Origin of the sequence: Terrisporobacter mayombei, assembly GCF_020748465.1 — a bacterium.
GTDB classification, from domain to species: Bacteria; Bacillota; Clostridia; order Peptostreptococcales; family Peptostreptococcaceae; genus Terrisporobacter; species Terrisporobacter mayombei.
Genome location: NZ_JAHZMP010000001.1, coordinates 952,569 through 970,638, shown reverse-complemented (window position 1 = coordinate 970,638; position 18,070 = coordinate 952,569). Strand labels below are relative to the sequence as shown.

Below are 18,070 nucleotides of genomic sequence, written 5' to 3'. Positions count from 1 at the left end.
CCATGGAAATTATCAAAGTAGTTGATTTAAAAAAATCTTTTGGAGGTGTTGATGTATTAAGAGGATTAAACTTCCGAATAGAAGAAGGCGAAAGAATTGCAATTATGGGAAACTCTGGATGTGGAAAAACCACATTATTAAAAATATTAGGTCTTATAGATTGTTCTACATATGGAGAAGTTTATTATAAAGGTAAGGAAAGTAAAAGCTTATGCAGTGATGAAATTTCAGAAATTAGATTAAATGACATAGGATTTGTATTTCAAGAATTTAGATTATTAGATAGTTTAACTGTTCAGGAAAATATTATGCTTCCTATGATAATAAATAAAGAGGAAGAAGAAATTATGTTTGAAAAATGTAATTATTATGCTAAAAAAGTTGGTATAGAGCATATATTAAATAAAAAGCCATCTAATATATCAGGTGGTGAAAAACAAAGAACAGCAATTTGTAGAGCTTTAATAAATGATCCAAGCATTATTTATGCTGATGAGCCTACAGGAAATTTAGATTCAAAGACAGGTAAAACTATAATAGATATTCTTATAAATACAAATGTTGAACTTAAAAAAACTTTAATAATGGTAACCCATGATCCAGCTATAGCCAGCTATTGCAATAGAGTAATATGGTTAAAAGATGGATTGATAGCTCATGAAATTAGAGGAAGTCATAAAGATAAGTTATATGGTGAAATTATTGAAAAGATGAAAGAAATATAAAGTAAAAATATATTTTAAGTGATTAGACTAGAGTGAACTCTCTAGTCTTTTTGCATTGCGAATAATTAATAAAAGAAAATATAGGAAAAAATCCCAAAATATGTTGACCTACGATATATGTCGTGATACGATATAAATAAGTTGGATATATCGTATTGCGACATATCGACATACAACATAACAAAGGAAGGAATGATGATAGATGACAAAGAAATATGAACCCTTAACAGAAAGTTATTACTATATTTTACTTTGTTTATATAAAGGACCTAATCATGGTTATGGAATAATGCAAGATGCTATGAAATTTTCAAATAATAGGGTGAAAATAGGGTCAGGAACAATGTATACTGCAGTAAGCAAAATGATTAAAAAAGGATGGATAAGAGATAGCATAACAGCAGATGACAGTGATGATAGAAGAAGAACTTATGAAATAACTAAAGAGGGAACAGATATATTATATGGTGAAATAGAAAGGCTTAAAGAGCTATTGAACAGTGCGAAGTTAATAGAAAATAAGATATAAAAATAGGAGGATAATAAAAGTGGGAAAAGAATTAAAAAGATCATATAGAGCATATATGGCTTGGAATTATGAAAAAGAGGAAGATTTTATAAATGAGAATAGTAATGGTGGATGGCAACTTATAAAGGGAGGGTGTTTCCACAGTGTATATGAAAAAGACAATTCAAAAAAATATGTATATAAAATAGACTATAATCCAGAAACTATAAGAGAATCCTTAGAGAAAAAAAGATATATAGAAATGTTTGAAGATTTAGGATGGCAATATATAAATTCAACTTATAATGGTTGGAATTACTTTAGAAAAGAATACGATGAAAATAGTGATGCCAGTGAATATGAAATATACACAGATCATTCTTCATATAGAGAAATGTTAGGTAGATGGTGTAAATTAGGTAAATTTATATTTGTAGTAGAGCTTAGCTTTGCGTTGATATATACATTTATAGCAATAAAACATATGAATATAATTATTGGTATTGAAGCAGTATTGTTCTGGGGCATTTTTCTATGGATAAAAAGAGGTCTTGAGATAATGAATGAAAAAATGGGCGATAAATAAAATTTTATTAGGAGATGATAAATATGAATAGTAATAAAAAATATATTTGTATTGGCTTGATTTTTAGTGGTATTTCATTTTTAATAGGTCAGCTTCATATATTTTATATTATTTTACCAGATTTCATTAAAGGATTTTTAGAGGGTTTTTCCATAAGTTTAGGTTTAATATTAATACTATTTGGACTGTACTGTGAGAGTTATGATTTGAAAAAAATAAGAAATTATAAAAGTAAAATATTTAATAAAGTTCTAGGAAAATAGAATAAAATATATAAAAAAGGAGTTTTATTACTCCTTTTTTATATGTAATAATTATGGTAATATTTTCGTCACTAATAAGTTATTATATGGGTGGAAAAATAATTTTATATAAGATGTAAAAAAAATACATTGCAAAAATGTTGAAATTTGTAGAAATTTACGTTAAAAATATGTTAAAATATAAAAATAATTTCTTAGAAAGGTTATGATTATATTATGAATAATACAAATTCCTATGCGCTAGTATTCGGAGTATCAGTTTTTGATATTTGTGGATTTACGGATAATAATTATAGATGCAATGACTCTAACCCAGGTCAGGTTAAGACTTCTTTTGGGGGTGTTTGCAGAAACATAGCTGAATGTATGTCTAGAGTAGGAGTTAATACTAAGTTTATATCAATCTTAGGTGATGATGAAACTGGAAATAGAATGATAGAACATTCAAAACTTATGAATTACGATATGAGTGATTCTTTAATTATAGAAGGTGGACATACACCAACATATATGGCAATACTTAACCATCAAGGTGAGATGGTATCAGCAGTAGTAGATATGAAAATAATAGATAAATTTACTACTGAGTTTATAGACTCTAAGGCAGAAACAATAAGAAACTCTGAATATATGATATTAGATTCAGATAGACCGGACATAGTAGAGCATATACTTAAAAATTTTAGTGGAGAAACTAAATTCATATTAGATCCAGTATCTGCTGCAAAAGCAGAAGGTGTAAAACATTTAATAAAATATTTCCATACTATAAAACCAAATAGATATGAAGCTGAAATAATGTGTGGATTTAAAATTAAAAATGATGAAGACGTAAGAAAAGCTGGAAAATACTTTGTTGGCCTAGGAATAAAAAATGTATTTATTACATTAGATGAAGACGGAATATACTATAACAATGGAGTAGAAGAAGGAAAATTAAAAGCTAACGATGTTAAAGTTGTAAATGTGACAGGAGCTGGAGATTCTTTTGTTGCAGGAATAGCTCATGGATACATGGAAAATATTTCATTAATAGAGACACTTAAATTTGCTATTTCTATGTCAACTATAACTATATCAACAGAAGAAACTATTCATCCAGATATGTGTTATGATTTAGTTAATAAATATGTTGATAATATACAATGGACTCATGTAAAATATAATAAATAATCTTTAAAACTATAATCCTTCCATAATAATGGTTGGATTTTTTTATTAAATTTTTATATAGTTATATCATATAAAAATAGGGGTACAAATGTAATATATTGTAAACATTATAGAGCATTTACAGGATGTAATGATGTTATCTTTGGCTGAACTTGTGGAATGTAGAGATGAGAACACGGGGGAACATGTAAAGTGTACAGCAGAATATATGAAAAACCATGCATAGTTAGGTGGGCAAACGTTACAAAAAATGATAAATGAAACTAGCGGAGAAAGTTTTTTATATATAGCAAAAGATATGGCTCACTATCATCATGAAAGATGGGATGGAAGCGGTTATCCATGTGGATTAAAAGGAGAATAAATTTATGAGTTTTATAAATAAAAAGCTTATAATTTTACATAAAATAATTAAAAAAGACTGTAGATGTTATAATTATCTACAGTCTCTTTTAATTAATGAGAATGCTGAACTCTTTTTCTACGAGTATTATCTTTCAACTCACCTTTAATATATTTCTTATGAAGATATTTCATATATATAATGGGAGATATTAAAAAAATACATAACATTAAGATTACAATAGCTAAAAGATAATAGTTACTGTTAAACAAAAGCATAGGAAAGAACATTATACTACCAGTAAACCAAAGTATCCCACAAAACCTATGAGTTTTATGCCAAATAATATGATTTTCTAAGGTATATTTATTTCTTATAGAAAAGCTAGAGATTCTACTACAATTAGGAATATAGTTACCATAAAATCCAAATAGAAAACAAATAGCGCAAGCAAAGAAATTGTAAAAGTTAAAATTGTCTAAGCAAGTCTCATAGTTTAAAGATATATATATATTTGTATATACTAAAATATTTAAGATTATCAAAAAATAATAGTTGTTCCATCTTGTTATTTTATCTTCGGGTTCATAATTAAAACTTAAATAAAAGAATTTAGGTTTAAAAATAACAAATAATAAAAAAATTATTATTGGAACAATAAATAATTCATTTTTACTTCCCCATCTATCGATAGTTCCATTCATCCAATAGTGAATAGGAATCTTGTTGGGGATTAATGGATATATATATAGTGTTATTAACAAAGGAAGTGTACCAAATATATCATAAAAAGCCTTAACCATAATGTTAATTTTTTTTACTTTCCTCATTATACTCGTCCTCTTTAATTAAGAATTTAGATTACTCTATATAATATTATATAGTGAAAAGTCTAATAGATGTGACTAAAATAAAAACTTTCACAAAAATTTAGAATATTAAACCAATTATCTTTTTCATTAGTTATAATTTATATAATAAGTTTTGTTATTGAGGGAGAGAGTTAAATGAATAGTAAAATGATTTTTATGGATCCAGAGGTAGAATGGGGAGATGAATATTTTCCTGATTTGCATGATATTAAAATAAATAGTCATGGAGAAAAATTAATTGGGATCATGCTAACTCCAGGTAAAAAGGGGCCGAATCCAACTGTGATTTTATTGCATGGATTTCCTGGATATGAAGATAATCATGATTTGTCACATAGCCTTAGAAGATGTGGTTTAAATGTACTTACATTTCATTATAGGGGGTGTTGGGGAGTAAGAGGAAAGTTTACATTTTCAAATTGTATTGAAGATGTAAATAAAGCAATTGATTTTGTAACTAATGAAGACAATATAAAAACTTATGACATAGATAGAAATAATATTTTTCTTGTTGGCCATAGTATGGGTGGATTTCTTACTTTAATTAATTGTACAGATAAAAGAATAAAAGCATCCGTTTCAATTAGCCCATATGACTTTGGTTTAAAAGGATGTTTAATGAAGGAAAATGAAGAGGAATTAAGAGATGGGATAAATATGTTTTCTACAGCTATTTTACCATTAAACGATACAGATACAATGGCATTAATTAGAGAAACTATAATTAATGGTGATGATTGGAAATTATCAAATAAAGCAGAGCAATTGTCAAAAGAAAATATTCTAATAATTGCAGCCAGAGGAGATATTGTAGGACCTAATAAACTTCATCACATACCTTTAATGAAAGAAATCTATAAATATAATGAAAATAATGTAAAGGAAATTTTTATGAGTACGGATCATTCTTACAGTAATAAAAGGATATTACTATCTAAAGTTGTGGCAGAGTATATTGAAAGTATATATAAAGACTTATAATTAAAAAGGAGAGAGTAGATGAAAAAATATAAATTAGGCCTTATCATTGCCATGTTAATTTGGGGGAGTATTGGTATATTTGTTAGGTATATTAATTTTACGTCCAGCCAAATAGCATTGGTAAGAGCTATTGTAGGAAGTATTTTCTTGATAATTTTCAGTATGATATCAAAGGAAAAATTATCAAAGGAAAAGATAAAATCAAACTTATTAGTATTAATATGTTGTGGAGTATGTTTAGGTTTTAACTGGATTTTTTTATTTCAAGCATATCGTTATACAACTATTTCTACAGCAACAATTTGTTATTACTTAGCACCAATAATAGTAGTGCTTTTATCACCCTTTTTATTAAAAGAAAAATTAAACTCAGTAAAAGTATCCTGTATAGTTGCAGCTATGATAGGAATGCTTTGTACTGTTGGAATTGATAAAAGTAGTATGGGCGAAAATAACATGGTTGGAATACTATATGGTTTAAGTGCCGCATGTTTCTATGCAAGTGTGGTAATTTTAAATAAATTTTTAAAGGATATCTCAGGGAGAGATAGTGCCATAGTACAATTATCAGTAGCAGCTATATTTCTGTTACCTTACGTGATGTTTACAGAAAAAATAAGTTTATCAGGTATTTCTATCCAGTCAATAATTATATTATTAGTAGTAGGTGTAGTTCATACAGGGATAGCTTATTTATTATATTTTACTGTTATTCAAAAAATAGAAAGTCAGACTGTGGCTATTTACTCATATGTGGACCCCATTTCTGCAATAATTATGTCATCTATAATTTTAAGTGAAAGTATGAGTTTATTACAAATTATTGGAGGTATATTAATATTAGGATCTACTTTTATTAGTGAAATGTATAGTAATAAAATGAAGTCGCAAAAACTTTTATTAGAGTCGGCTACTACTGAGGAAGAATAATTGACACATTTTTTTCTTCATGATAAGATAAGACAAAATATTTAATACATATTTTGGAGGTCAATAAGTGAAGAAAGTATTTGGTATTATACTAATTAGTTTATGCACAATAATTATTATGACTGGATGTAATAAAAAAGTATCTAGTGAAAGTGCTGAAACACATAAAAATGAAGATTCTCAAGAAATAATTAAAATAATGGAAAATGTATATGTTGATTATATAAATGATATTTATTTAGACAGTAGCAAATATGTGGGCAAAACCATAGAATTAGAAGGTATGTTTACAAAATTAAAAAATAAAGATAATAAAAATCATTTATATGTTTATAGATTAACTGATACAGTAGAACATAACCATGATGATGACTCTGAACATGAAGATGAAGAGTATAAAGAGGTTGAAACTATGTGTGGATTAGAATTTGATTATGATGGAGATTTACCAAAAGAAAATGATTGGATAAAAGTTGTAGGTAAGTTAGAAGAGCAAGATGGAAACTTAGTTATTAAGGCAGACTCTGTAAAAATAATGAAAAATAGAGGAATGGAAAAAGTAAAACCATTTTATTAAAAGAAAAGTCCTATATTATTTATAGGACTTTTTATTGATTATTTTTCTTTATTAAAATTCCATTCATAATAAAATTCATCTAAATAAATTTCCATGAATCTATGTCTTTCTTCAGCAATTTGTTTAGCAGTATCTGTATTTATTAAGTCTTTAAGTTTAAGTAGTTTTTCATAAAAATGATTGATTGTGTGGTTATCAAGATTTTTTACTTCATCTAAGTTTTGAAAATTTTTAGGTTTAATATGGGGATCATACATTAATCTATTTTTACTGCCACCATATGTAAAAGCTCTTGCTATGCCTATTGCACCCATAGCATCTAATCTATCAGCATCTTGAACAATTTTTCCTTCTAGACTGTTTTGATCAGAATTTGCTACACCGCCTTTATAGGACATGGTAGTGGTTATATTTATTATTTTAGAAATAGATTCTTCATCCACATGAAGAGATTTTAAAAAATTTTCTGTTGTATTATTATTATTGCTAAATTTCCAATCGTCAATATCGTGAAGTAGAGAAGTCATTTTAATAATGAATTCATCTCCGCCTTCCTTTTCACAAATATAAGTAGCCAGATTATAAACTCTTTTTATATGAAACCAATCATGTCCAGAGCCTTCTTTATATAATTTATCTTTTACAAATGATTTAGTTTCTTTCAATATTATGTCTTTATTCATTTAACCATCCCTCAATTTTAGTTTTATGTAAAGCATAGATTTATTATAATATAAATTATACTTTTACATACATTTTTTCACAAACAAGAGAAAAGTATGTAATTAAAAAGGGAGCAAGGTTATAATTATTTTCCCTTGCTCCCCATAAAGAGGTAAAATGGTAATATCTATTTATTAAACTTGCTCTTTATCCAGCCAATAAAATTACTGCTAGAACTTTTACTATTATCTACTTTTTTTGAATCATCATTTTTAGTATCAGAAACTTCTTTTTTATCGGAATCTTTCTGCGAGTCTTCAGCTTTTACTTTCATCACAAACTTCACACTACCATCCATACTATCACTTATGCCAGCAAAATTATCATATCCTTCAGCAACATCTAATAATTTGTCTTTAACTTCCATAGCTCCATCTAAAGAACTTATTAAAGTATTTCCTTCTTCAGTAAGTTTATTTAAACCTTCATCTTGAAGCTTTTTAGCGCCTGAATATAGTTGGTCAGTACCACTAGATAAAGTTCCTATTCCAGCTAAAATCTTGTCAGAATTACTAGCAAGTTCAGATGAACCATTTTTTAATGTATTTACACCACCAGCTAATGCTTTGCCACTAGATTCTAATAAAGAAGTACCATTAGCTAAAGTCTTACTACCAGAGTAAGCATCAGAAGCACCCTTAGTAAGCTTAGAAGAGCCTGAAGCAAGCTGAGAAGTACCAAAAGTTAAATCTTTGCTACCAGAGTAAGCATCAGAAGCACCTTTAGCAAGTTGAGAAGAACCTGAAGCAAGTTGAGAAGCACCAGAAGTTAAATCCTTGCTACCAGAGTAAGCATCAGAAGCACCTTTAGCAAGTCGAGAAGAACCACTTGCTAAATTTGAACTACCATCACTTATGGTTTTTAGTCCACTAGAAATAGAGCTAGAACCTTTGCTTACTTCCCCTAAACCAGTTTTTAAATCAGATAATCCACTATTAAGATCACCTAAGCCAGAAGAAAGTTTTTTAGCACCAGCTATTGCAGAATCAATACCTTTTGATAAAGACTTTAGACCACTTTCTTGTTTATCAGCTAAATCATTTAATCCCTTGGCAATACTATGCAAACCATCGGCAGCGCTACTAATACTTGAAGATTGTTTGCTAAGTGAATCACTAATTTCTTGTACATTAGCTAATGTTTTTTCGTCACCATTTTCAGATGCTCTAGCAGCTATAGATGAAAGGTTAGATTGGATTTTGCTACTACTTCCAGCACTTAATTTCGAAGCAATATCTTCTATTTTCGAAGCAAGAGATCTAATTACATTTGTAGAAGATATTAAGTCATTTACTCCACTAGAACCATTGCTTAGTCCTTCTTCCAAATTGTCAGCACCAGCTTGTAGTTGTTTAGCACCTTTTTTTAAGTCACTAGCACCACTATAAGAAGAATTAATACCTTTATCTAAATCAGAATAATTACTATTTAATTTAGAAGCCCCATCACTAACTTGTTTAGCACCGTCACTTAAGTCTTTAGAAGAAGAATTTAAAGTGCTAAGGCCACTAGATAGGGATGAAGTTCCATCGTTAACTTGTTTAGCGCCACTATTTAAATCTTTAGAAGAAGAATTTAAAGTACTAAGACCGCTAGATAAATTAGAAGCACCAGAATCAACTTTGCTAGCACCATTACTTAAGTCTTTAGAAGAAGAGCTTAAAGTATTAAGACCACTAGATAAACTTTGAGCTCCATTATTTAATTCAGGTAATTTGCTTACAAGTTGAGAGGAACCATTATTAAGGGTAGTTATACCATTGTCTAATGTTTTAACTCCACTATTAAATTTTTTATAATTAGTATCTAAAGTATTTGCACCATTACTAACTTCTTTAGCGCCATCTACTAAACTTTTACCACCTTCTTGCAATTTATCTAAAGAATCTTTTAAATCACCAAAGTTAGTATCATCATCTATATCTTCTAGATATTTTGATACATCGCTTGTAGCAGCAATCATTATATTTGGAGTTTTAAAAGAAGTAGTATTCCCTTCAATAACAACTTCATCTTTTAAATCAAGATAACTAGAGAACTTACTATCTAAATCAAGAGATTCTTTGAAACCTGGTATAGATACAAATGTAATAGCACAATTACTTCCTTCATCTAGTAAAGTTCCAGTGCTTGTTTTTATATCTTTAAAATTATCCCTATTTAAAACAATTTCTGAAGCTGTTATAAAAGGAACATAAATAGTTCTGTTTTTTCCATTTATAGTTACTTGGCGACTTTCATTATTTTTTAAAGATAAAGTAATTTTAAATTGACCACTTTTTCCTTGGATATCTTGAGGATTTACTTCTTTACCATTTAATTCATATTTGATATTCACATTAATAGGTAAATTCTTGCTAGTTTCACCTTGATAATATAAATCATCACCGTTAACATTCCAAGTTACTTTATCTCCACTAATTTCAGGTTTTTCATCACCTTTAACATTCTTTATATTGCTTAGAGAACTTACATCATGGATAGTTCCAAGAGAAGACGAACTATTAATCCAAGCTGATACTATATTTTTATTAACATTACCATTTTCATCTAAGATGGAGTATACAGTTTCATCTTTACTTATATTGTTATCAGCAAATACACAAGATGAACTACCAAGCATCAGTACTACAGTTGCAAGAGCAACAGATTTATTTTTTATTTCTTTATTGTTCATTTTAATAAACCCCCCTATTAATTAGTTTCTTCACATAATTCTTTTTCAGTTATAAAATTTTTACTAGTTTTAACAACGATTCCTTCAAATAATAATAGTATTGCAGGAAGTATAAAAATAATTATAAACATACTAACTATGGCACCTCTCGCCATTAGAGTACAAAGAGCACTAATCATATCAAGTTTTGAAATTAATCCTACACCGACAGTAGCGCCAAAGAATGATAGAGCACTAGTTATAATAGAAGGACAACTGCTTTTTATTGAACGTTCCATAGCCTCAAATTTTTCATATCCTTCATTTCTTTCTTCTTTAAATCTAGATGTAAGAAGAATAGCATAGTCAATAGTAGCTCCTAATTGTATAGTTCCAAGAACAATAGAGGCTATAAATGGTTCTACAGTTCCTGTATAATAAGGAAGACCTAAATTAAGGAATATAGCACACTGTATAGTAGAAACTAGTATTACTGGAAGAGAAGCAGATTTAAATAATATAGTAATAATAATGAATATAGCAACAATAGAGGCGAAGTTTACTTTTGTAAAGTCTGAGTCCGCTATTTTTATTAAATCTAAAGTAAGAGGTGCTTCACCACCTACAAGCCCTTCTTTGTCATACTTGTGAACTACTTTATTTATTTCCTCGATTTGAGCATTACATTCATCAGTAGCAGCTTTATATTTTGAATTGACTAATATTTGTTCATAACCATTAGATTTTACTTCGCTTAGAATATCTTCAGGTAAGAAACCTTGGTCAACTCTTGGGCCTATATATTTTTCAAGACCAATAACTGAAGTAATGCCATCTAAATTTTCAATTTCCTTAATCATTTTACTTAAGTCATTTGGAGCAACAGTATCTTTTACTAAAATAAAATTGGTACTTTCCATATTGTAATCAGTTTTCATTTTGTTTGTAGCAATAATTGAAGGAAAATTGCTTGGCAAACTTTCATCTAAATTATAGTAAACATTAGCATTTTTATATCCAAAATAAGATGGAATAAATATGATTACAAATAAAATGGCTAATTTCTTATAATTTTTAACTATAATTTTCGATACTTTATTAAACTTTGGCATTACGGTTCTATGTTTATATTTTTCAACTTGTTTATCAAACACAAGTAAGAAAGAAGGTAGAACAGTAATGGTGCAAAGAACACCTAAAAAAACACCTTTTGCCATAACTAAACCTATATCTCTTCCTATACCTAGGTCCATAGTGCATAGAGCCAAGAATCCTGCAAAAGTAGTAACGGATCCTCCAATAACAGATATAAAGGTATTTTTAATTGCATGTGCCATAGCATCTTTTTTATTGTTTGGAAATTTTAGTTTTTCCTCTTCATATCTATGGAATAAGAATATAGAATAATCCATAGTAACACCTAGTTGTAGAACGGCTGCTAAGGCCTTTGTTATATAAGATATTTCTCCAAAGATAATGTTTGAACCAAAGTTATAGATTACAGCCATGGCAATACTTGTTAAAAAGATTACTGGTATAACTGTCGATTCTAAAGAAAGACCTAAAATAATTAAAATTAAAAGACCACCGATTAGTATATACAAAGGAACTTCTTTATCTGCTAAATCCTTAGTATCCTTAAGAATTCCACACATTCCACTTAAAAAAGCTTGTTTTCCTGCGATGCTTCTTATGGAAGATACTGCATTTTGGGTTTTTATATCCCCAGTGCCTTTTTCCATTTTTATTATCATCATTGTAGATTTATCCCCGTTGTATAGAAGATCAGTCATATCCTTTGGCAAAATCTCTTTAGGTACTGATAAATCCATAAAATCATCTACCCATAGTACATCAGATACACCATCAACCTTAGCAATTTTGTCCTTAACTTTAGAAACGTCTTTATCATCCATATTTTCTACAATTAGCATGGATAGAGTGCCACAACCAAAATCATCTTTTAAAATTTTTTCAGCTTTTGTAGTAGAAATATTGTCTGGCAAATAACTTAAGATATCATAGTTAATATTTGTGTTAAAATAACCAAATGCAGATGGAATTAATAAGATTACTGCCAATAGTAAGATTAACTTACTGTGATTTGCAATTTTTTTTGCAATTCTTTCCATATTTACCCCTCCAAAATATTAGCACTTTTAGGCGTGCCCAAATTCATAACAAGATTATAGGGCGTGGCCAATGCAATGTCAACTATTTTTGTTAAAATTTACCAATTAAATCAAACTAAAAAAGATGAACAACTTTACATTGTTCATCTTAAAATTTAAAATAGTGGAATTTTGCAATTATGTCATGATAATCAAATTTTTTGGCTTCTACCATCGCTTTATCAACGATTTCATCTACCTGTTTATGATCTATAATATTAAGCAATAGTAAACGAGTAGAGATAATACTTCTTACAATTGAATCTATGTCAAAGTCCTCTTCACCATGATAATATCTTTTTAATAATTCACATTCACCGGCATATCCGATAGTAACACTAAAACATATATCCTTTTCTTTTACATCGTAATTCATATCTTCAGCTTTTTTCTTGCACAAATCTATTAAAATATTTTGAGCAGCTCTTCTTACAATTTCTATATTGGAACCTTGTAAATAAATTCTAAATAATTTTTCATTTAAAACTAAAGTATAGGTGTAAACACATTGTATTATAGCATAGCTTAACAATACTTCTGTTTTATCATCATTACTTTCTATAACATCATCATAAATTTTATTTAGGATTTGTTTAAAGATATGAATTAAAATATCCTCCTTTTTTCTGAAGTAATAATATAAATGACCTCTTCCTATTCCACATTCTTCAGCAATTTGTCTAATAGTTGTTTTATCATAGCCTTGATTTAAAAATAGCTCCGTAGATACTTTTAATATATTTTTCTCCATATCACTTATGGTTTGCATTTTTAATTCATTCATATCAATACTCCCTTTTAATTAGAATTTATTTAACACTATTATAATACTATATTCTAATTTGGAAAGTTTTTTTTATTTAAATAAAATATTAATTAACATTTTAAAAAAAATAAGTTACCTAAAGTGATTGCCACTATAGGTAACTTTATAAATTAATTTGTAGCAGGTGCTACGTAAGTTCTATTTGCTAATTCATCATCAAGCATATAAAGAGCAGCTGGATTATTTTCACATCTTTTAACTTTTTTTAGTAAAGAATTAAAGTTATTTTCTTCTTCTACTTGTTCGTCAATAAACCATTTTAAGAAACTCATAGTAGCATGTTCTCTCTCTTCAGTAGCTATATCAGTAATAGCATAAATCCTACTTGTTACCATTCTTTCATGAGCCAAACCAATTTCAAATACGTCTACCATGTTATCGTATTCTTTTTTAGGTTGTTCTATTTCCTCAAGAACTACTTTACCACCTTTTTGGAATACATAATCATATAATTTCATGGCATGATCTAATTCTTCTTTTGCTTGAACTCTAAAAAAATTAGCAAATCCACTTAAGTCAGAAGACTCACAAAAAGCAGACATTGCTAAATAAGAATATGAAGAATAGAATTCAAAAGTTATTTGATCATTTAAACTTTTTTCTAGTTTTTCACTTAACATACTTACACCTCTTAATATAATATTTTAACTATTATCATTTTAACATAGCTTATGGAATATTTTGGCCATAAAAAAAATTTATATTAAGAAAATATTATTATTGAAATATAAAAATGTGGATATAAACAAAAATTTGGTTAAAAATGATAAATATATATTTTTATAGTATAATTATATCTAAATAGAAAAGGGGGTTTAAGAAATGAAAATAATAATTGATGATAAAATTAATGAAAAATGTAATAAAGTAGCAATCGGTTCTATTGAAGCTTATGTTAATGTAACAGAGAATAATAATCAACTATGGAATATAATTGATGAAAAAGCAAAGGAAATAGAAAATAGTGTGCCTGTTAAGGCAATTAATACAATAAAAAATATTGCAGACTCTAGGGTGGCTTATAAAGCCTTTGGAAAAGATCCATCTAGATATAGATTATCTTCTGAGGCACTATATAGAAGAATAGTTAGGGGACTTGGTTTATATAAGGTTAATAATGTGGTGGATATAAATAATTTAATTTCTTTAAATTCTGCATATTCTGTTGGAACCTATGATTTAGACAAGATAAGTGGAAATATACATTTTACAATTGCAGAGGAAGGAGAAACTTATGCAGGTATAGGGAAGGGTGAATTGAATATTGCTAATTTACCAGTATTTTATGATAATAAAGGAAAGTTTGGGAGTACTACTTCTGATTCTGTAAGAGCTATGATAACCACAGATGCTAAGCATATTCTAATGAATATAATTTCATTTAATGGTGATGAAGAGTTAGATAAATATATGGATGAGGCTTGCGAATATTTAGAAAAATATGCTGATGGAAAAATTTTATGTAAAGAAATAAATAAATAGTAATATAATTAAATAAAAATAATTATTTTTCCAAAGGATATGGAGGAATTTTAAGAATGGAGATGAGTAAGTTGAAAAAAATTCAAAAGCCTAAGATTAATGTTAATTTAGAGGTAATAAATACTCTAGATCAGTTATTGGAATTAATAGAAGAAGATGAAAAGATCTGTGATAAATTGATCGAAAATATTGATATTCCAACTATGGATGAGTCTAGGTTATCTTTTGATAGTTGTGTTTTTAAAAATGTGAATTTTGACAACTGCAACTTAAGATATATAGACTTATTAGATGTAATATTTGATAAATGTGATTTATCAAATATTGATTTTTCAGAAGGAAGTATATTTAGGACAGAATTTGTAAATTGCAAGATGGTAGGATGCAAAATAGAAGATGCAAATTTAAAAGATTGTTTATTTAAAAATATTTTAGGAGACTACAGTAGTTTTGCTTTTAGCAAATTGAACAAGGTAAGCTTAGAAGGTTCATCTTTTGCTTCAAGTGTATTTATGGAAGTAAAAAATAAATATTTGAACTTTGATGATTGTGATTTTAAAAAGACGGTTTTTACAAGGACATATTTAGAAGATGTAAATTTATCTAATTGTGAGATTGATGGAATAGAAATTGGAATACCAGAACTATACAAGGCTAAAGTAAATGCTAGTCAAGGTTTAGAATTAGTGAGATTAATAGGGCTAATTGTAGAGTAAATTATACTAATACATAAAAAATTTCCTTGAATATAGTCGATTTTTGTTTTAATATATTGTATAAACAATTATGTGGAAATATCTTATTCTTAAGGAGAATGTATAATGAACAAGACTATGAATACTGGCAACAGGTTTTTAGATAGTTTTAAGAGGGTATTAGTAAGATTTAAAGAGGCTGGATTTGGTATAGGACTTATAAAAAATCTGCCTAAAGTTGCAGATTATTTTAGTGATAGAAATGTATCTTTTTTAGGAAAGGCTAAAATATTCTTTTCTTTTGTAGCTACACTAATATACTTTGTATTTTCCATAGATATCATTCCAGAGGCTTTGTTTGGTCCATTAGGATTTTTCGATGATGCCTTTATGATAATATGGGCGATAGGTATAATTTATGAAGAGTTGTCTAAATATAAAGGTCCTCAAGATCCCCATGAGAGAAGCGGTAAAAAAGTATATAAAGATCCAAACATAATAGATGATGCTAGTTATAGCATAAAAGATGAATAAAAAAGCCAGTTTTATACTGGCTTTTTTATAATATATTGAAAAATTTATATATTATTATAATACAGTTTGTTATATTTCAACAAAAACATACAAAATTTGAAGTTTTTATAAATTTTCTTAGCTAAAAAATATTAATACTTGAATAATTACATATCATAAAAATAGTTGTGTAATAGAAAAATGCAATTGAAAAAAATATAACTTAAGGATATATTTTATATGTAAATAAAAAGACATTAGGGAGGATTATAACATGGAAAATAGAAAAATTTTATTTTTCGATATTGATGAAACTTTGCTTTCTCACAAAACTTTCACAATACCAGAAAGTACAAAAAACGCACTTAAAAGAGCAAAGGAAAAAGGTCATTTAATTTTTATAAATACAGGAAGAACAAAATCGCTAATAGGTGACGATATAAAGGAAATAGGTTTTGATGGATATGTTTGTGGGTGTGGTACTTATATAGAAGTTAATGATGAAGTACTTTATGTTAATAGAGTTAATAAAGAAAAGCATAATATTATATTGAACTCATTAAAAAAATATGGACTAAATGCTGTTTTAGAAGGTGAAGAGGCCATATATGTGAATGAAAATGCAGAAGACGACTTTTTATTGTCTAATTTAAGAAAACAAAATTATCCAGTAAAACCTTATGATTTAGACAATATGACATTTAATAAGATGTTTATTAGATATGATGATAACAAATATATAGATGATTTTTGTGAAGATATAAAAGAAACATTTGATTATATAGATCATGGAAAGGGAACAAGAGAATTAATACCAAAAGGACATTCAAAAGGAAGTGGTATAGATTTTTTAATTAATCATTTTAATATAGATAAAGAAAATACATTTGCTTTTGGAGATAGTAATAATGATATACCTATGTTAGATAGCGCTTCAAATAGTATAGTTATGGGTAATGGAAATCCAGATTTGTTTAAAAAGGCTACATTTGTTACAAAACATATCGATGAAGATGGAATAGAACATGCTATGAAATATTTTAAAATTATTGATTAAGTATAGCTCTGGTTACCTTAAATAGATATTTTTTAAGGTTAATAAAGTAGTACTACTTTAATTGACAGTATTTAAATTAGATGATAGACTTCTTTATAAATACAGATAATTAACTTATAAAGGTAATTTATTAGGGTTAAGGTTATAATTTTTTCAAGATTGAGGAAATAAATTTAAAACTAAAATGTCGGTTTGCTTGATTTTTTGTGTTTTAGTAAGGGGTGTAACGAAATGAATGTTTTGGTTATTTCAGAATCGGATATTATTATTGGGGTAGTAGAAGATATACTAAATAATAGTGAAGATGAAATTGAAGTTATTTCTGTGAAAAAATTAGAACTTATTTGCAATATGCAATACGATAATATTGAAATGATAATAATAGATATTAGAAATGACTATTTGGAATTATTAAGTTTTATAGAATCTATAAAGTCTATCAATGATCAAATAAAAGTTATTGTGTTGGATATTAGAAAAAGAGGGGCTATTTTTAAGAGGGCTTTAAAAAATGGTGTAGAAGGTTATGTTGCAGACATACCTGATAAAAATGATTTTTCTTCTATTGTACATAGTGTAATCAAAGGTAAAAAGTACTATGATTTAGATTTACTTGAAAAATTATTTGAACATGAAGAAAAGCATAGTAGAAACAAGCTAACTAAAAGAGAAGATGAAGTTTTGCAGTTAATTGGAGATGGATGTAATAATAAAGAAATTGGAAATAAATTATATATTACAGAATGTACAGTTAAAAAGCATGTTAGCAATATTTTTGTAAAACTAAATCTTCGAAATAGAAAAGAAGCAATTTCTTATGTAAAATTGCAAAGCAAAGAATAAAAATATTTATATGGTATTACTTCGAGTAGTACTACCATGCTAATACAAAAAGACTAGACTATGTTTTAGTCTTTTTTTTTATATAATTTTATATAGAACAGAATATAGCAATTTTAACAACATATTGTAAAAATTTCACTGATAAA

20 protein-coding genes are annotated in these 18,070 nt (G+C 27.5%); 14 read left to right on the top strand and 6 right to left on the bottom strand.

The annotated features are described in order from the left end of the window. Positions 1-2: 2 nt before the first annotated feature. The 6 genes from K0039_RS04655 to K0039_RS04630 all read left to right on the top strand — a co-directional run bounded on the left by K0039_RS04655 (position 3) and on the right by K0039_RS04630 (position 3,619). Positions 3-725 carry an ABC transporter ATP-binding protein gene (locus tag K0039_RS04655; protein WP_228103866.1) on the top strand — a complete coding sequence of 241 codons (723 nt, stop codon included), beginning with the start codon at positions 3-5 and terminating at the stop codon, positions 723-725. A 202-nt stretch (positions 726-927) separates the two neighbouring features. After that, positions 928-1,254 carry a PadR family transcriptional regulator gene (locus tag K0039_RS04650; protein ID WP_228103865.1) on the top strand — a complete coding sequence of 109 codons (327 nt, stop codon included), beginning with the start codon at positions 928-930 and terminating at the stop codon, positions 1,252-1,254. A 19-nt stretch (positions 1,255-1,273) separates the two neighbouring features. Beyond that, positions 1,274-1,819 carry a DUF2812 domain-containing protein gene (locus K0039_RS04645; protein WP_228103864.1) on the top strand — a complete coding sequence of 182 codons (546 nt, stop codon included), beginning with the start codon at positions 1,274-1,276 and terminating at the stop codon, positions 1,817-1,819. Between the two features lie 23 nt (positions 1,820-1,842). Then, entirely contained in the window at positions 1,843-2,082 is a 240-nt protein-coding gene (locus K0039_RS04640; protein ID WP_228103863.1) for a hypothetical protein, read from the top strand. A gap of 216 nt (positions 2,083-2,298) precedes the next feature. After that, positions 2,299-3,255 carry a carbohydrate kinase family protein gene (locus K0039_RS04635; RefSeq protein ID WP_228103862.1) on the top strand — a complete coding sequence of 319 codons (957 nt, stop codon included), beginning with the start codon at positions 2,299-2,301 and terminating at the stop codon, positions 3,253-3,255. A gap of 250 nt (positions 3,256-3,505) precedes the next feature. Then, a complete protein-coding gene (locus K0039_RS04630; RefSeq protein WP_228103861.1) occupies positions 3,506-3,619 on the top strand; it encodes an HD domain-containing phosphohydrolase in 114 nt (37 codons plus the stop codon). Between the two features lie 92 nt (positions 3,620-3,711). On the opposite strand, the gene K0039_RS23825 is transcribed toward K0039_RS04630, so the two are convergent. Continuing rightward, entirely contained in the window at positions 3,712-4,401 is a 690-nt protein-coding gene (locus K0039_RS23825; RefSeq protein ID WP_369123846.1) for a DUF1648 domain-containing protein, read from the bottom strand. A gap of 204 nt (positions 4,402-4,605) precedes the next feature. Between K0039_RS23825 and K0039_RS04625 the strand changes: the two genes are divergently transcribed. The 3 genes from K0039_RS04625 (at position 4,606) to K0039_RS04615 (ending at position 6,958) form a co-directional block, all read left to right on the top strand. Continuing rightward, a complete protein-coding gene (locus tag K0039_RS04625; RefSeq protein ID WP_228103860.1) occupies positions 4,606-5,451 on the top strand; it encodes an alpha/beta hydrolase family protein in 846 nt (281 codons plus the stop codon). 18 nt (positions 5,452-5,469) lie between these two features. Continuing rightward, a complete protein-coding gene (locus tag K0039_RS04620; RefSeq protein WP_228103859.1) occupies positions 5,470-6,381 on the top strand; it encodes a DMT family transporter in 912 nt (303 codons plus the stop codon). Between the two features lie 67 nt (positions 6,382-6,448). Further along, positions 6,449-6,958 carry a TIGR03943 family putative permease subunit gene (locus K0039_RS04615; protein WP_228103858.1) on the top strand — a complete coding sequence of 170 codons (510 nt, stop codon included), beginning with the start codon at positions 6,449-6,451 and terminating at the stop codon, positions 6,956-6,958. 38 nt (positions 6,959-6,996) lie between these two features. Here K0039_RS04615 and K0039_RS04610 read toward each other — a convergent pair whose 3' ends face one another. From K0039_RS04610 to K0039_RS04590, 5 genes are all read right to left on the bottom strand, one after another. Further along, positions 6,997-7,641, bottom strand: a complete 645-nt coding sequence (locus K0039_RS04610) for an HD domain-containing protein (RefSeq protein ID WP_228103857.1) — start codon at positions 7,639-7,641, stop codon at positions 6,997-6,999. A gap of 167 nt (positions 7,642-7,808) precedes the next feature. After that, the gene (locus K0039_RS04605) at positions 7,809-10,358 is read right to left on the bottom strand and encodes a hypothetical protein (protein WP_228103856.1); all 2,550 of its coding nucleotides are present in this window, start codon (positions 10,356-10,358) and stop codon (positions 7,809-7,811) included. Positions 10,359-10,375: 17 nt separating this feature from the next. Then, the gene (locus K0039_RS04600; RefSeq protein WP_228103855.1) at positions 10,376-12,469 is read right to left on the bottom strand and encodes an efflux RND transporter permease subunit; all 2,094 of its coding nucleotides are present in this window, start codon (positions 12,467-12,469) and stop codon (positions 10,376-10,378) included. 148 nt (positions 12,470-12,617) lie between these two features. Beyond that, complete coding sequence (locus K0039_RS04595; RefSeq protein WP_228103854.1) at positions 12,618-13,292, bottom strand: TetR/AcrR family transcriptional regulator; 675 nt, start codon at positions 13,290-13,292, stop codon at positions 12,618-12,620. Positions 13,293-13,444: 152 nt separating this feature from the next. Beyond that, the gene (locus K0039_RS04590) at positions 13,445-13,954 is read right to left on the bottom strand and encodes a ferritin (protein WP_228103853.1); all 510 of its coding nucleotides are present in this window, start codon (positions 13,952-13,954) and stop codon (positions 13,445-13,447) included. Positions 13,955-14,156: 202 nt separating this feature from the next. On the opposite strand from K0039_RS04590, the gene K0039_RS04585 reads away from it, so the two are divergent. The 5 genes from K0039_RS04585 to K0039_RS04565 all read left to right on the top strand — a co-directional run bounded on the left by K0039_RS04585 (position 14,157) and on the right by K0039_RS04565 (position 17,924). Continuing rightward, a complete protein-coding gene (locus tag K0039_RS04585; protein ID WP_228103852.1) occupies positions 14,157-14,816 on the top strand; it encodes a B3/B4 domain-containing protein in 660 nt (219 codons plus the stop codon). Positions 14,817-14,872: 56 nt separating this feature from the next. Next, on the top strand, positions 14,873-15,532 hold the full coding sequence (locus K0039_RS04580) for a pentapeptide repeat-containing protein (RefSeq protein ID WP_228103851.1): 660 nt from the start codon (positions 14,873-14,875) through the stop codon (positions 15,530-15,532). 105 nt (positions 15,533-15,637) lie between these two features. Continuing rightward, positions 15,638-16,045: a YkvA family protein gene (locus K0039_RS04575; protein ID WP_228103850.1), complete on the top strand. Its 408-nt coding sequence runs from the start codon at positions 15,638-15,640 to the stop codon at positions 16,043-16,045. Positions 16,046-16,298: 253 nt separating this feature from the next. Beyond that, the gene (locus K0039_RS04570; RefSeq protein ID WP_228103849.1) at positions 16,299-17,081 is read left to right on the top strand and encodes a Cof-type HAD-IIB family hydrolase; all 783 of its coding nucleotides are present in this window, start codon (positions 16,299-16,301) and stop codon (positions 17,079-17,081) included. Positions 17,082-17,312: 231 nt separating this feature from the next. Next, the gene (locus K0039_RS04565) at positions 17,313-17,924 is read left to right on the top strand and encodes a response regulator transcription factor (protein ID WP_228103848.1); all 612 of its coding nucleotides are present in this window, start codon (positions 17,313-17,315) and stop codon (positions 17,922-17,924) included. Positions 17,925-18,070 lie beyond the last annotated feature (146 nt).

What these genes read in the sequence shown, in the direction of transcription:
- K0039_RS04650 (WP_228103865.1), top strand. Translation starts at nt 928, where the DNA reads ATGACAAAGAAATATGAACCCTTAACAGAAAGTTATTACTATATTTTA.
- K0039_RS04575 (WP_228103850.1), top strand. Translation starts at nt 15,638, where the DNA reads ATGAACAAGACTATGAATACTGGCAACAGGTTTTTAGATAGTTTTAAG.
- K0039_RS04640 (WP_228103863.1), top strand. Translation starts at nt 1,843, where the DNA reads ATGAATAGTAATAAAAAATATATTTGTATTGGCTTGATTTTTAGTGGT.
- K0039_RS04600 (WP_228103855.1), bottom strand. Translation starts at nt 12,469, where the DNA reads ATGGAAAGAATTGCAAAAAAAATTGCAAATCACAGTAAGTTAATCTTA.
- K0039_RS04605 (WP_228103856.1), bottom strand. Translation starts at nt 10,358, where the DNA reads ATGAACAATAAAGAAATAAAAAATAAATCTGTTGCTCTTGCAACTGTA.
- K0039_RS04595 (WP_228103854.1), bottom strand. Translation starts at nt 13,292, where the DNA reads ATGAATGAATTAAAAATGCAAACCATAAGTGATATGGAGAAAAATATA.
- K0039_RS04635 (WP_228103862.1), top strand. Translation starts at nt 2,299, where the DNA reads ATGAATAATACAAATTCCTATGCGCTAGTATTCGGAGTATCAGTTTTT.
- K0039_RS04580 (WP_228103851.1), top strand. Translation starts at nt 14,873, where the DNA reads ATGGAGATGAGTAAGTTGAAAAAAATTCAAAAGCCTAAGATTAATGTT.
- K0039_RS04570 (WP_228103849.1), top strand. Translation starts at nt 16,299, where the DNA reads ATGGAAAATAGAAAAATTTTATTTTTCGATATTGATGAAACTTTGCTT.
- K0039_RS04610 (WP_228103857.1), bottom strand. Translation starts at nt 7,641, where the DNA reads ATGAATAAAGACATAATATTGAAAGAAACTAAATCATTTGTAAAAGAT.
- K0039_RS04590 (WP_228103853.1), bottom strand. Translation starts at nt 13,954, where the DNA reads ATGTTAAGTGAAAAACTAGAAAAAAGTTTAAATGATCAAATAACTTTT.
- K0039_RS23825 (WP_369123846.1), bottom strand. Translation starts at nt 4,401, where the DNA reads ATGGTTAAGGCTTTTTATGATATATTTGGTACACTTCCTTTGTTAATA.
- K0039_RS04625 (WP_228103860.1), top strand. Translation starts at nt 4,606, where the DNA reads ATGAATAGTAAAATGATTTTTATGGATCCAGAGGTAGAATGGGGAGAT.
- K0039_RS04585 (WP_228103852.1), top strand. Translation starts at nt 14,157, where the DNA reads ATGAAAATAATAATTGATGATAAAATTAATGAAAAATGTAATAAAGTA.
- K0039_RS04630 (WP_228103861.1), top strand. Translation starts at nt 3,506, where the DNA reads ATGATAAATGAAACTAGCGGAGAAAGTTTTTTATATATAGCAAAAGAT.
- K0039_RS04655 (WP_228103866.1), top strand. Translation starts at nt 3, where the DNA reads ATGGAAATTATCAAAGTAGTTGATTTAAAAAAATCTTTTGGAGGTGTT.
- K0039_RS04620 (WP_228103859.1), top strand. Translation starts at nt 5,470, where the DNA reads ATGAAAAAATATAAATTAGGCCTTATCATTGCCATGTTAATTTGGGGG.
- K0039_RS04565 (WP_228103848.1), top strand. Translation starts at nt 17,313, where the DNA reads ATGAATGTTTTGGTTATTTCAGAATCGGATATTATTATTGGGGTAGTA.